Below are 13,729 nucleotides of genomic sequence, written 5' to 3'. Positions count from 1 at the left end.
CGTTTTCATGTACAGCGTTATATGGCTCAGGTGAGCGGCGAGAGCTGGATCTCGACGCGCCGGTTCTGGGCACGGCCGGCCGATGTCGCGTTGGACGCGATCGGGCGGGTCTTGCCGAAGCCGGTGACGGCGAAGCGGCGCGAATCGACGCCCTGGCCGGACAGATAGTTGGCGACCGCCAGCGCGCGGCGCTGCGACAGATCGAAATTGTGTTCGTCGCCGCCGGTCGAATCGGTGTGGCCGAAAACGTCGACCGTGGTCTGGCGGAACTTGTTCAGCACCAGCGCCACCGAATTCAGCACCTGATAGAAGCCCGGCTTCACCGCGTCCTGATCAACGTTGAAGGTGATGTCGGACGGCATGTTTAGGATGATCTGGTCGCCGGTGCGCGTGACGCTGACGCCGGTGCCCTGGAGCTGGCGGCGCAGTTCCGCCTCGTTCTGGTCCATGGTGGCGCCGATGGCGCCGCCGGCAAGCGCACCGATGCCGGCGCCGATCAGCGCGTTGCGGCGGTCGTTGCCGCCGGCAAGCAGGCCGATTCCCGCACCGGCCAGCGCGCCAAGGCCGGCGCCGGCTGCCGTGTTGGAGACCTTCTGCTCCCCGGTGTACGGATCGGTTGTGGTGCAAGCGCTCACGAGCACAGCCGTCGCCACGACGACGAGCACAGTCTTTTTCATAAGATCGTCCCTCTTCAAACCGCAGCCGTTGCAGCCGCGCATATAAGCCCTTCCCCGGGACTTGTAGCATGAAATACGGCGAAAAACGGAACGGGGAAAGTGCCGATCAAGGCTTTTCCAGGTTCAATTGCACGCCGCCGCGCCAAGCTGTTCGAGACCGTTTACCAGAGGTTCCTGCCGTCGATGACGACCACCTCGACCTTGTCGAGGTCGAACTCGTCGAACAGGCGCGAATTCACGCTGATCTTCGGATTGTCGAAATCCGGCTCGCCGCTCGACCAGTCCGGCGTTTCGGTGAAGGTGCCGCAACCGCATGTGGCGCAAAATCCGTGCTTTATGGTTTTTGACCCCCAGCGGTAGAAAGAAACGTTTTCAGGCGGGCTGGTGAGCTTGAATTGCGAGGGAACGTAGTAGGCCCAGAGCGAGCCACGCTTCGAGCAGAAGGAGCATGTGCATTGCGTCACGGTCTCAGGCGTTTGCGAAACCTCGAATGTCGTCGCCTTGCAGTGGCAGCTTCCCTTGATGGTCATGAACGAGTTCCTCTCCGTTGCCCGCCCCCCGCGGCAAAAGGCAACATAAAGAAGCGCTCCTGACAACCGCCTGTCGGCAGGCTTGCATACCTGCCGCACCCAAGCCAAATCTCGAAGTCCTCGCGCCGACCCCGGGGCGCGACTGCCTTAGTATGAGCGTGGCGGCACGAACAGGCAGATCGTCTTGCCTGCGTCGAGCCCGGCCTGGTGCGCACACCAGTGGAAATCGCCGTCAGGGCTGTCCTTGACGCGCTTGTCGCTCATCGGAACAATCTCACCCGTGCCGGCGATCACGTAGCCCTCGGGCCTTTCCAACACTTCGCCCGTATGCGTGGTACGGCAATCGTAGTTGGCACAGCAGGCGAACGGATAGCTCCAGCCCTGCGGCAGCGTCGCGGTGGGCTTGGCATCGTGCGCGAAAGCAGGCGCCGTCAGCACTGCCATCGCGGCGGTTGCGAACAGGGAACACAGAAGTCGGCCAGCCGGTTGAACGGCAGCGGCCGATCGAATTGTGGCAGCAGACATGGAAATGTTCCTTTCAAACGAGCCCCAAGCGTTTCGCTTGCCCGTTCCCAGAACGTGTCTTCCCAGTGGCCGGATCGTCAGGTCGCAGATATGCCGCGTCCGGCCATAAATGCTTTTGGTCTCTCAGCCCGAATGCTGGGCTGATTCCTTGGTCGGCGCAAGGAATTGCTGAGCGCACAGTGCCGCAGCCCAGCGCCGACATCTGCCATACGAAATGGTGCGCCGGCTTGGTTAACGAGCGGTTAACGCAGCCTGCGGCCAAGGATTGCTCAACGAAATACGCAGCCGCTGGTTCCACCTACCCGCCGGCGGAAGCTCAGTTCACATGCTCCTTATACTGCGGCAGGTCGTCGGTGACTGTGAACCATTTCGCCTTGGAATCGACGAAGATGTGGGCCGTCGGGCGGATGCTCGGATCGTCCACCAGAGTTCCCATGGCGACATGGACGTACGCGCCTTCGCGCACCACCGAATAGAGCAGCGAGCCGCACTGCCCGCAATGTGCATCGTGGCCGCTCTCCTCGCCGAAGATCAGCAGCCTGTCACCGCCTGCAGTCAGGCGGAACTTCTCGCGCTCGATGCCGGCGAAAGGCTTGAAGGCCGAGCCTGTGGTGCGCCGGCAGTTCGAGCAATGGCAGTTCGCCGCATAGACGAATTCATCCGCCACCTCGTAGTGAACGGCGCCGCAAAAGCATTTTCCGGCAAGTGTGCGAGTCACCGGCTCCTCCCTCTCTAAGGCGCTCAGGGTGTGTTTAGATTCAGGTCAGGTCGAGTCGAAAATGGTGGGATTCCGAGAACCGGAGCGGAGCGGACATTCAGGTCCGTGAGCACCGGAAGCGCAGGAAACCGCCATTTGCAGGCCGGCCTCACCTGAATATGAACATACCCTAGTCGAGGTCCGCCACCGCTTCGCCGGCCCCGCCCTCGATGCGCTGCGACAGCGAGGCCTCCATGAAATCGTCGAGATCGCCGTCGAGCACGCTCGACGGGCTGGTGCTCTCGACGCCGGTGCGCAAATCCTTCACCAGCTGGTAGGGCTGCAGCACATAGGAGCGAATCTGGTGGCCCCAGCCGATGTCGCTCTTCGACGCCTCGGTGGCGTTCGCCACCGCTTCGCGCTTCTTCAGCTCTTCCTCGTAGAGGCGCGAGCGCAGCATCTCCCAGGCCTTGGCCTTGTTCTTGTGCTGCGAGCGCTCGGCCTGGCAGGCAACCGCGATGCCGGTAGCGATATGGGTGATGCGGACCGCGGAATCGGTGGTGTTGACGTGCTGGCCACCGGAGCCGGACGAGCGATAGGTGTCGATGCGGACATCGGATTCCGAAACGTCGATCTCGATCGTGTCGTCGATGACCGGATAGACCCAGACGCTGGCGAAGGAGGTGTGGCGGCGCGCATTGCTGTCATAAGGCGAAATGCGCACTAGGCGGTGGACGCCGGATTCCGTCTTCATCCAGCCATAGGCGTTGTGGCCTTTGATCAGCAGCGTGGCGGACTTGATGCCGGCCTCTTCGCCGTCGTGCACTTCCAGCACTTCGACCTTGAAGCGGCGCCGTTCCGCCCAGCGCGTGTACATGCGCAAAAGCATCGAGGCCCAGTCCTGGCTCTCGGTGCCGCCGGCGCCGGCATGGATTTCGAGATAGGTGTCGTTGGCGTCCGCCTCGCCCGACAGCAGCGTCTCGACCTGGCGGGCCTTCGCCTCGCCTTGCATCGAGCGCAATGACGCTTCGGCCTCGGCGATGACGCCCTCGTCGCCCTCTTCCTCGCCAAGCTCGATCAGCCCGATATTGTCTTCCAGCGCCTGGGTCAGGCCCTTGACCGCAGCGATGCCCTCCTCGAGGCCCTGGCGTTCCCGCATCAGCTTCTGCGCTTCCAGCGGCTCGTTCCAGAGGCTGGAATCCTCTGCCCGCACATTCAGGTACTCAAGCCGCTTTATGGCCTGGTCCCAGTCAAAGATGCCTCCTCAGCAGGGTTATCGCCTGCCTGATCTCGTCGACAATATTCTGCGTTTCCGCGCGCATGCTGGCTGTTCGATCCTGTTGCTGAAAATGGGCGCTTGGTCGGCGCGATACATAGGGACGGCACCGCCGCCTGTAAAGCGAAATGGGCCGGCTAAACATGATCCCGAAAAGTGGAAACCGGTTTTCGGATAAGATCATGGTCAAGCCAAAGGAGGCCGGCCCCAAGCTCTGCTTGCTATTCGTCAGTAAAGGCCGCCGCCGCCCGACTGGATGGCCTGCGTGGCTTGCGGCGACAGCGCGCCGCCGGCGCCGTTGGAACCGTCGGCACCCATGCCGATCACCCAATAACTGTCGGCCGGACCGGTGCCGGGCTTGAAGGCTTCGATGATGGTGCCCGCCTCGCCTTCGCCTGCCTTCATGCCGGTCTTGCGGTTAATGGCGATCAGCTTCATGCCTTCCGGAACCTGGAAGTCGACATTGGGCGTGCCGTCAAGCGCCACGCGCATGAAGTCCTTGAAGATCGGCGCCGCCAGACCGCCACCGGTCGCGCCTTTGCCAAGCCCGCGTGGCGTGTCGTAGCCCATATAGAGGCCGACAACGAGGTTCGGCGTATAGCCGATGAACCAGGCGTCCTTCTCGTCATTCGTCGTGCCGGTCTTGCCGGCGATATGACGGCCGAGTTCTGCGATGGTGGCGCCGGTGCCGCGCTGCACGACGCCTTCCATCATCGAGGTGATCTGATAGGCGGTCATAGGATCGAGCACCTGCTCGGCATTGTCGACCAGTTCCGGCTCGGGCTGGTTCTTCCATTCGTTGGCGTTGCAGCCTTCGCAGCCGCGCTCGTCCTGCTTGAACACGGTCTTGCCGTAGCGGTCCTGGATGCGGTCAATGAGCGAGGGTTTGATCGACTTGCCGCCATTGGCCATGATCGAATAGGCCGACACCATGCGCATCACCGTCGTCTCGCCGGAGCCCAGCGCCATCGGCAGATACGCCGCCAGATGGTCATAAACACCGAAGCGCTCGGCATATTCCACGACCAGCTTCATGCCCATGTCGTTGGCAAGCCGCACCGTCATCAGGTTGCGTGATTTTTCGATGCCGGAACGCAAGGTCGCCGGACCGGCCGCGGTGCCGTCATAGTTCTTCGGCGTCCATGTCGTGTTGCCACTCTGGATGGTGATCGGACCGTCCATGATCACCGAGGCCGGCGTGTAGCCATTGTCGAGCGCCGCCGAATAGACGATCGGCTTGAACGAGGAGCCCGGCTGGCGCATCGCCTGCGTCGCGCGGTTGAATTCCGACTGCGCATAGGAGAAGCCACCGACCATGGCCAGCACGCGGCCGGTGTGCGGATCCATGGCGACCAGGCCACCTTCCACTTCCGGAACCTGGCGCAGGCTGTAGGCGCTGTCGGAACCTTCGTTCTTCTGCACGTAGATGACGTCGCCGGGCTTGAGCACATCGGCCGGCGACTTGGCCTTGACCGTCTTGCCGTCGACCACATGGCGCATGGCAAAGCCCATGTCTTCCTTGCTGACCGTGCCTTCGACGCGCTCCTTGACGATGTCGCCGGAAACCTGGCGGGCCGGTTGCAGGCCGATGGTGAGGCCGGTCTCGGAACTGTCGAGCACGACGGCCAAGGACCATTCCGGCACGTCTTCCAGCCCCTTGACGCTGCCGAGCGGCACGCCCCAGTCGCCGGAGACGTCGATATTCTTCACCGGCCCGCGATAGCCGCGCAGCGTGTCGTATTTCAGCAACCCGTTCTGCATCGCCTTGCGGGCGATTAGCTGGATCTTCGGATCGAGCGTCGTGCGGACGGACAGACCGCCTTCGTAGAGCGCATTCTCGCCGTAGCGGGAAATGATCTGGCGGCGCACTTCCTCGGTAAAGTATTCGCCGGCGAACAGATAGGTGCCGTTGCGGCGCGGCGTGACACCGAGCGGCTCGGCCTTGGCCTTGTCGCCCTCTTCGCGCGTCACATAGCCGTTCTCGACCATCTGGTCGATGACCCAGTTGCGGCGCTCTAGCGCACGGTCGGCGTGCTTGAAGGGATGGTAGTTGTTGGGGCCCTTCGGCAGCGAGGCCAGATAGGCCGCTTCCGCCACGGTCAACTCATTCACCGATTTGTCGAAATAGGTGAGCGCGGCACCGGCAACGCCATAGGCGCCGAAGCCGAAAAAGATCTCGTTGAGATAGAGCTCGAGAATGCGATCCTTCGAATAGGCCTGCTCGATGCGAAAGGCCAAGATCATCTCCTTGATCTTGCGCTCGTAGGTCTGGTCCGAGGTGAGCAGGAAGTTCTTCGCCACCTGCTGGGTGATCGTCGAGGCACCGACCTGGCGCCTGCCCGAGCCGGCATTCTGCAAATTGACGATGATCGCGCGGCCAAGTCCGGTCACGTCGATACCCGGATGGTTGTAGAAATTCTTGTCCTCGGCCGACAGGAAAGCCGCCTTGACGCGATCCGGAACCGCCTGGATCGGCAGATAGAGGCGCCGTTCGCGTGCATATTCGGCCATCAGCGATCCGTCGGACGCATGGATGCGCGTCGTCACCGGCGGCTCGTATTTGGCCAGCACTTCGTAGTCGGGCAGGTCCTTCGACAGATGGCCGATATAGATCGCCACGCCCGCGGCCACCAGAAGGGCCAGCGTCGTGCCGATGCCAAAGAAATAGCCGATGAGACGAATCATGCCCGCTCCAGTCCGTGGTCCGGGAATTTCCTAAACGAAGCCGCCTTCCGCGCAAGCTTCCGGGACGGTCCCAATCCGCAATGGAAAACCCATGTCGCCATCATGTGGACAAAATACGGCAACGCTGGGACTTCGGCTTCCCGTGCGGGAAATAATAGCGCCGGGTGTTGTCGTCGCGCAACGCTGCCTCTGGTTGCAGGCGGCAGCGGTCATATCAGCCTCCAGCTCCCGTCCCCATCTTGGCCGAAGCGAACAGCGCGACGGCGTTGGTAATGCTCTGCGCCGCCTTGCTGCGCCAATCGGCATCCAGCAATTGCGCCTCGTCCTTGGCGTTCGACAGATAGCCGAGCTCGACAAGCACCGAAGGCACGTCGGGCGCCTTCAGCACCTTGAAGCCAGCTGAACGCTGCGGATTGTTGATGAGGCCGACGCTGGTCGAGAGCTGACCGACCAGCGTGTGGGCAAAGCTCATCGAGAAGTTGTGCGTCTCGCGACGGATCAGGTCGATCAGGATGTCGGTGACTTCCTTGTTGTCGTCCTTGATCTCCATGCCGGCGAACTGGTCGGAGAGGTTTTCTCGATCGGCCAGCGCCTGCGCCTCGGGATCGGACGCCTTGTCGGAGACTGTATAGACGGTGGCACCCCGAATGCCCTTGACGCTGATCGTATCGGCATGGATCGAGATCAGCAGGTCGGCCTCGCGCTGGCGGGCGATGCGCACCCGGTCGTCCAGCCGCAGAAATTCGTCCTTGTCGCGCGTCATGAACACGTCGTAGCTGCCGACCGCGGCGAGCCTTTCGCGCAATTCGGTGGCGAAGGCGAGCGTGACGTTCTTCTCGATGGTGCCGTGGAGCCCCTCGGCGCCGCCGTCGATGCCGCCATGGCCGGGATCGATGACGACCGTGAAGCGGTGGCCCGGATTGGAGATCGGCCCAGTGCCGACCCTGGAACCCTTGTCGGTCGAAACCGTCGAACCGGTGGTCAGCGCCTGGTTGGCTAAAGCGGCGTCGAACTCCCGCGCCGAGGCCGCCGACATGTCGATGGCGATTCGGTAGCCCTTGCCGTCATCGTTCTTGAGCACGTCGAGCTTGTCGACCGAAAACGGCCCCTTGCCGGTGAGGATCAGCCGCGATCCCTGGCCGAGATCGCCGTAACGCACGGCCTTGACCAGGCCGCGGGCCTTCACGTCCCTGGCATTGATGGCGAACCTGGTGCGCGGCAAATCGACGACCAGGCGATTGGGGCCGCGCAGCAGGAACCATTTGATGTCGGGCTCGCGATCGAAATTCATGACGATGCGCATCTTGGTGGCATCGCCCGCCATCTTGTAGCCGGTGACGCCGAGCGGCGCCTCAGTGGCGTGGGAAACGGCGGAGAAAGCGAGGAAAGCCGCCATCAGCAAAAGGGCGCAGACGGCATGCAGCAAAGGCCCCGCAGCGCCGTGACCCTTGTTTGCCCTGCCTGCCAGTCCCATTTCTTTCCAGTCGCTCCCGGTTTTGGCGCCAGGCGCCGGGTCGTTTCGTCGAAGTGCCGGTTAGGCCGCGGACTCGATTAACGATTGGTATCCAGAGAAGGTTAACCAAGCCTTTTCGGACAAGGAATTGGAGCCTGTGCTTCCCCAACGGAACCGCTTTTTGCCGGCATCCTAAATCGGGGTTGCCTTCCATGCCGCCAAATCATAAAAGCGATGGTGGATCACTGCAATCCTGGAACCGCTTCCTCCGCAGCTTCCTGCTACAGGTCAGATGAAAAGCGGCTCCTTTCGCTTCCAGCGAAAAGGCTTCAGGTGATCGCGATGAATTTCGCAGGTGCGCGCCCGTGGCGGGGAAACGCCTGCGTGAGGAAAACGGCCGGGTTTGTCCCGCGCCGGCTCTGTATGAGCAAACAAGCTGGTCCGGTCTTTCCGGGCTTTGGTTCAAAAGGTTCTGCTGGTGACGATGGCTTCAAGCGCAATCATGGAAAGGTCCGCATCAAACCGCGCCATTGTGGCTGCGGGCGGCACCGCCATGGCGCTCAAGCGGCGGCCGGCGGACGTTCAATTATCCGGCACCCACACTCCAGACACGCAGCAGCAGGCCTTGCCTCGCAAGCTGCGGCTGACGGCTGCCGGGGGGAAACGAAATAATGCCCAACAAGATGCTGATAGACGCCTCCCACCCGGAGGAAACACGCGTTGTCGTCGTTCGCGGTAACCGTATTGAAGAATTCGACTTTGAATCACAGGACAAGAAGCAGCTCAAAGGAAACATCTATCTCGCCCGCGTAACGCGCGTCGAACCTTCCCTTCAGGCAGCCTTTGTCGAATATGGCGGCAACCGTCACGGTTTCCTTGCCTTCAGTGAAATACACCCCGACTACTACCAGATCCCGGTCGCCGATCGTCAGGCCCTGCTTCGCGCCGAAGCGCAGGAAGCCCAGGACGAAGAGGACGAGGACAATGAAGGCGAGGACCGCCAGAGCCGCGATCGCGGCAGGCGCGGACGCCGGCGCGGCGGCAAAGGCCGCGAGCGCGGCGAACACAAGCGCGACGCCGGTGCCGCCGATTCCGACGACAGCGGCGAACATGGCGATACAGGCGGCGATGCAATTGCCGAAGAGCCCACCGCCGATGCCGATTTCACAGCTGAAAATGCCGACGCCTCGCCGGAAACGGCCGGGCACGAAGACGTAGCCGCCGATCACGGCGAAGCGGAACCGTCCGAAGAAGCTTCCGGAAGCGGGCCCACATCGATCGCCGCCAGCGTCGAAGCCGATGTGATTTCCGAGGCCGCACCGCACCCGGAATCGACCTCCGTCGACGCAAGCGGCGAAGCCTCGCCCAGCGACAATGATCGCGGCATGCTGGAAGAGGTCCAGTCCTCGCATCCGGACGATCACGAAGTCGAATCGGTCGGCGCCGAGGATGCGCTGGAAGAAGTGCGCAACCGCCGCAAGCCGGTGCGCCGCCAGTACAAGATCCAGGAAGTCATCAAGCGCCGCCAGATCCTGCTGGTGCAGGTCGTCAAGGAGGAGCGCGGCAACAAGGGCGCCGCTCTCACCACCTATCTGTCGCTTGCCGGCCGCTATTCGGTGCTGATGCCCAATACGGCGCGCGGCGGCGGCATTTCGCGCAAGATCACCAACGCGCAGGACCGCAAGCGCCTGAAGGAAGTCGTCGCCGACCTCGAAGTGCCGCAGGGCATGGGCGTCATCCTTCGCACGGCCGGCGAGAGCCGCACCAAGGCCGAGATCAAGCGCGACTACGAATATCTCATGCGGCTTTGGGAAAACGTCCGCAACCTCACCCTGGAATCCACGGCCCCCGCCCTGGTCTATGAGGAAGGCAGCCTGATCAAGCGCTCGGTGCGCGACCTCTACAACAAGGACATCGACGAGATCCTGGTCTCCGGCGAGGAAGGCTATCGCGAGGCCAAGGACTTCATGCGCATGCTGATGCCGAGCCATGCCAAGGTGGTTCAGCCGTTCCGCGACACGACGCCGATCTTCGTGCGCAACGGCATCGAGGCGCAGCTCGACCGCATGCTGCAGCCGCAGGTGACGCTGAAGAGCGGCGGCTACATCATCATCAACCAGACCGAGGCGCTGGTTGCCATCGACGTCAATTCGGGCCGCTCCACCAAGGAGCACTCGATCGAGGACACCGCTCTCCACACCAACCTCGAAGCGGCCGAGGAAGTCGCCCGCCAACTCAGGCTGCGCGACCTTGCCGGCCTGATCGTCATCGACTTCATCGACATGGAGGAGAACCGCAACAACCGCTCCGTCGAGAAGCGGCTGAAGGATCACCTCAAGAACGACCGCGCCCGCATCCAGGTCGGCCGCATCTCGCATTTCGGCCTGATGGAAATGTCGCGCCAGCGCATCCGCGCCAGCGTGCTGGAATCGACCATGAAGCCCTGCCCGCATTGCGGCGGTACCGGCCATGTGCGCTCCGATTCCTCGGTGGCGCTGATGGTGGTTCGGGCGATCGAGGAGTTCCTGCTCAAGGATTCGCGCAGCCACATCACGGTGCGGACCCCGGCGGCGACGGCGCTCTACGTGCTCAACCACAAGCGTGGCACGCTGGTCGAACTCGAAAGCCGCTTCGGCCTGACCATCACGATCGAGGCCGACGACGCGGTCGGCGCGCAGCACTATGCGATCTTCCGCGGCGCACTGGCGGAAAAGCCGGAGGGCTTCGTCGAAGTGCGCAGCCTGCCGACCTATGTCGAGCCGGAAGAGCCCGAAGACGAGATCGTCGTCGAGGAGGAGGACGAGGCACCAGTCCAGGCGGAGCAGCCGCGCCATCCCCAGCAGCAACAGCCGAGGTCCGGCGAGGACGGCGAAGGCCGCGATCGCAAGCGCCGCAAGCGCCGCAGGCGGCGCGGTGGCAAGGATCGCGATCGCGAACATGGTGACCGCGAGCACGGCGCTCCCGCGGAAGGTGCAATCGTCGCGGCGTCGGCGGATACCGACGCCGCTGTCGCAACGGATGAAACCACCTCCGAGGGCGGCGAAGCGCCGGTCAGCGCTGTCGCGGTGGACGCTTCGGACGACGCTCAGGGCAAGAAGCGCCGGCGCGGCAAGCGTGGCGGCAAGCGCAATCGCCGCGAGGACGGCGAGGACGGAGCCGAGGCGGGCGAGACCGCCGATGGCGTCGAAGCCGATGCGCCGGCAAGCGAAGCCGCGGCCAATGAGTCCGTGGCCGAGACTGTAGCGGCGGTATCGGCGGAAGAGCTTCCTTCTGCCGCCAATGACGATGTGCCGAGCGCCGAGAAGCCGAAGAAGAAGCGCGCCTCGAGGTCCAAGAAGGCCGCAGCAGAAGTTGCCGCAGAGACGGTAGCCGAGGAACCCGCCGAGGATGTTGCACCGGCCGAGGCGGCGACGCCTGCGCCTGTACCGGCCGCCGACCCGGCTACCGAGGAGGAAGCGCCTGCCAGTGCACGCCCGACCCGCCGCAAGCCCGTCGCAATCGATGCTCCGGTCGTACCGGTGGTCTCGTCGAGCGTGCCCGAGGAGGCCAAGGCCGAGGAAAAGCCGAAGCGTGCCGGCTGGTGGCAGCGGAAAGGCTTTTTCTAAGCTTTTCAGCCGTTTGGGTTGATTTTCTGAGCCAAAGAAAACCCCGCGCCGTCGCAAGGACGGCGCGGGGTTTCTCCTATCTGGATGGTCTATTAAGGCGCGAAGATCGACCAGTTCATCATCTTCGCCAGCTTCTCCAGCGCGATCGACCCGAGCTTGGAATTGCCATTGGCGTTGAGGCCCGGCGACCAGACGGCGAGCGACGCCACGCCCGGCACGATCCCCAATATGCCGCCGCCCACGCCGCTCTTGCCCGGAATGCCGACACGGAAGGCAAAGTCGCCGGAGCCGTCATAGTGGCCGCAGGTCAGCATCATCGCGCCGATGCGGCGCGCGCGCTCGGCCGATACCACCGAATGTCCGGTCGCCGGGTTCTTGCCGCCATTGGCAAGGTAGCGCCCGGCCATCGCCAGCTGCCGGCAACTCATGGCGATGGCGCAATGGTGGAAATAGACGCCCAGCGCCAGCTCCGGCGCATGGTAAAGATTGCCGAAGGATTTCATGTAGTTGGCCAAAGCGAAGTTGCGAAAGCCGGTGGCGCGTTCGGAGGCCGCGACCTCGCGGTCGATGATGATGGTCTCATCGTCGGCGAGGAACTGGATGAAGCGCAGGATCTCGCCGATCGCCTCGCGCGGCTGGTGGCCGGCGAGCAGGATGTCGGAAACGACGATGGCGCCGGCATTGATGAACGGATTGCGCGGAATCCCGTTCTCATGCTCGAGCTGGACGATCGAGTTGAACGGATTGCCCGATGGCTCGCGCCCGACACGCTGCCACAGCGCGTCGCCGACATTGCCGAGCGCCAGCGTCAGCGTGAACACCTTGGAAATGCTCTGGATAGAAAAGGCCTGGTCGGCATCGCCCGCCACCAGCACGCGGCCGTCATTGGTGACGGCGGCGATGCCGAACTTCTTCGGATCGACCTTGCCGAGCTGCGGAATATAACTGGCGACCTCGCCGCGATCCGTGCGCTCCGCCATTTCGGCGGCGACTTCCGCAAGCGCCTGTTCGAGTTCCGGCATGATGTCCCCGCTATTTCAGCCAGCGCTCGATGCGCGCCATCGCCTCGACCATCTCGTCATGGCTGCCGGCATAGGAAAAGCGCATGGTGCGGTGTCCGGCGAGCGGATCGAAGTCGCGGCCGGGCGTTGCCGCCACATGCGCCTCGGCCAGCATTTTGCGCGCAAAGGCCATGCTGTCATTGGTATGCCTGGTGACATCGCAGAACGCGTAGAAGGCGCCGTCCATCGGCGCCGCCAGCGGAAAACCGAGTTCCGGCAGGCGCTTCATAAGAAGGTCGCGGTTCCAGGCATAGCGCGCCTTCACCGCCTCCAGCTCCTGCGTCGCCTTGAACGCCTCGATGGCCGCGATCTGCGACAGCTCCGGCGGCGAGATGTAGAGACTCTGGGCGATGCGCTCGACCGGCCGCACCAGCTCTTCCGGCAGCACCATCCAGCCGATGCGCCAGCCGGTCATGCAATAGTATTTCGAAAACGAATTTATGACCGTCACGCCCGAGCCGTAGGCCAGCGCCGTCGTGTCGGGTGCCGCATAGGCCAGCCGGTGATAGATCTCGTCAGAAATCACAGCAATGCCAAGCTCTTCGGCCGTTCTCACCAGCGCCGCCAGCTCGTCGGCGGGAATGACCGCACCGGTCGGATTGGCCGGGCTGGCGAAGAGCACACCCTTCAGCGGCTTTTCGGCATGCGCCGTCTTCAGGTGCTCGGCATGCAGATAGGCGTCAGTGCCAAGCTCGATCTCGACGATTTCGATGCCAAGCGCGGCCATGATGTTGCGGTAAGCCGGATAGCCGGGCGCAGCGATGGCGACGCGGTCGCCCGGGTCGAACATCGCCAGGAAGGCCAGGTTGAAGGCGGCCGATGAGCCCGTGGTGACGGCGATGCGGCTGGGCGGGACGTCGATCCCGTAATGGTCGCCATAATGCCCGGCGATCGCCTTGCGCAGGTCGGCAAGGCCCAGCGCATCGGTGTAGCCGATGCGGCCGAGCTTCAGCGCGTTCGCTGCAGCTTCTCTTACGCCCACAGGCGCCGGGTCGGACGGCTGCCCGACCGCCATCGACACCACCGGCACGCCCGTTGCCTTCAGCCGGTTGGCCTCGGCCAGAATGTCCATGGCATGGAACGGCTCGACCTCGCCACGGCGCGAAAGGGAAACGACCATCTTCAAATCCATCACACCGGGATCGATCCCGGCCAAAGCTGCAGGCCCTTTTGGCCGCACAAATGCCCGATTGATGTGGGGATCACAAGCGCAGGAAGTT

General features: G+C 63.3%; 10 protein-coding genes. 1 reads left to right on the top strand and 9 read right to left on the bottom strand.

Going from position 1 to position 13,729, the window contains the following annotated elements:
* Nucleotides 1-26: 26 nt before the first annotated feature.
* From ACFX5Q_RS15545 to ACFX5Q_RS15515, 7 genes are all read right to left on the bottom strand, one after another.
* The gene (locus ACFX5Q_RS15545) at nt 27-677 is read right to left on the bottom strand and encodes an OmpA family protein (protein ID WP_040582308.1); all 651 of its coding nucleotides are present in this window, start codon (nt 675-677) and stop codon (nt 27-29) included.
* Nucleotides 678-838: 161 nt separating this feature from the next.
* Nucleotides 839-1,207, bottom strand: coding sequence for a GFA family protein (locus tag ACFX5Q_RS15540; RefSeq protein WP_404279291.1), 369 nt, complete (start codon nt 1,205-1,207; stop codon nt 839-841).
* Between the two features lie 147 nt (nt 1,208-1,354).
* Nucleotides 1,355-1,732 (bottom strand): hypothetical protein, encoded by a 378-nt coding sequence (locus ACFX5Q_RS15535; protein ID WP_404279289.1) that lies wholly within the window; start codon nt 1,730-1,732, stop codon nt 1,355-1,357.
* A gap of 316 nt (nt 1,733-2,048) precedes the next feature.
* Nucleotides 2,049-2,450: a GFA family protein gene (locus tag ACFX5Q_RS15530; protein WP_404279287.1), complete on the bottom strand. Its 402-nt coding sequence runs from the start codon at nt 2,448-2,450 to the stop codon at nt 2,049-2,051.
* Nucleotides 2,451-2,619: 169 nt separating this feature from the next.
* A protein-coding gene (gene prfB, locus ACFX5Q_RS15525) for a peptide chain release factor 2 (RefSeq protein WP_120015187.1) occupies nt 2,620-3,751 on the bottom strand; the annotation gives its coding sequence in 2 pieces (ribosomal slippage) (nt 2,620-3,684 and nt 3,686-3,751; 1,131 coding nt in all).
* 182 nt (nt 3,752-3,933) lie between these two features.
* Nucleotides 3,934-6,390: a penicillin-binding protein 1A gene (locus ACFX5Q_RS15520; RefSeq protein ID WP_192177524.1), complete on the bottom strand. Its 2,457-nt coding sequence runs from the start codon at nt 6,388-6,390 to the stop codon at nt 3,934-3,936.
* Between the two features lie 214 nt (nt 6,391-6,604).
* A complete protein-coding gene (locus ACFX5Q_RS15515; protein ID WP_404279284.1) occupies nt 6,605-7,864 on the bottom strand; it encodes an N-acetylmuramoyl-L-alanine amidase in 1,260 nt (419 codons plus the stop codon).
* Nucleotides 7,865-8,514: 650 nt separating this feature from the next.
* Between ACFX5Q_RS15515 and ACFX5Q_RS15510 the strand changes: the two genes are divergently transcribed.
* Complete coding sequence (locus tag ACFX5Q_RS15510; RefSeq protein WP_404279282.1) at nt 8,515-11,448, top strand: ribonuclease E/G; 2,934 nt, start codon at nt 8,515-8,517, stop codon at nt 11,446-11,448.
* A gap of 92 nt (nt 11,449-11,540) precedes the next feature.
* On the opposite strand, the gene ACFX5Q_RS15505 is transcribed toward ACFX5Q_RS15510, so the two are convergent.
* Entirely contained in the window at nt 11,541-12,470 is a 930-nt protein-coding gene (locus ACFX5Q_RS15505; RefSeq protein WP_404279280.1) for a glutaminase, read from the bottom strand.
* Between the two features lie 10 nt (nt 12,471-12,480).
* A complete protein-coding gene (locus ACFX5Q_RS15500; RefSeq protein WP_404279278.1) occupies nt 12,481-13,629 on the bottom strand; it encodes a pyridoxal phosphate-dependent aminotransferase in 1,149 nt (382 codons plus the stop codon).
* Nucleotides 13,630-13,729: the final 100 nt, after the last annotated feature.

This window comes from Mesorhizobium sp. IMUNJ 23033, from assembly GCF_044778005.1.
GTDB lineage: Bacteria > Pseudomonadota > Alphaproteobacteria > Rhizobiales > Rhizobiaceae > Mesorhizobium > Mesorhizobium amorphae_A.
The sequence above is the reverse complement of the archived record's forward strand: the minus strand, read 5'-3'. Positions and strand labels throughout refer to the sequence as shown.

Coding starts and splice junctions, on each gene's coding strand:
- ACFX5Q_RS15520 (WP_192177524.1), bottom strand. CDS start 6,390: ATGATTCGTCTCATCGGCTATTTCTTTGGCATCGGCACGACGCTGGCC.
- ACFX5Q_RS15510 (WP_404279282.1), top strand. CDS start 8,515: ATGCCCAACAAGATGCTGATAGACGCCTCCCACCCGGAGGAAACACGC.
- ACFX5Q_RS15540 (WP_404279291.1), bottom strand. CDS start 1,207: ATGACCATCAAGGGAAGCTGCCACTGCAAGGCGACGACATTCGAGGTT.
- ACFX5Q_RS15535 (WP_404279289.1), bottom strand. CDS start 1,732: ATGTCTGCTGCCACAATTCGATCGGCCGCTGCCGTTCAACCGGCTGGC.
- ACFX5Q_RS15505 (WP_404279280.1), bottom strand. CDS start 12,470: ATGCCGGAACTCGAACAGGCGCTTGCGGAAGTCGCCGCCGAAATGGCG.
- ACFX5Q_RS15500 (WP_404279278.1), bottom strand. CDS start 13,629: ATGGTCGTTTCCCTTTCGCGCCGTGGCGAGGTCGAGCCGTTCCATGCC.
- ACFX5Q_RS15545 (WP_040582308.1), bottom strand. CDS start 677: ATGAAAAAGACTGTGCTCGTCGTCGTGGCGACGGCTGTGCTCGTGAGC.
- ACFX5Q_RS15515 (WP_404279284.1), bottom strand. CDS start 7,864: ATGGGACTGGCAGGCAGGGCAAACAAGGGTCACGGCGCTGCGGGGCCT.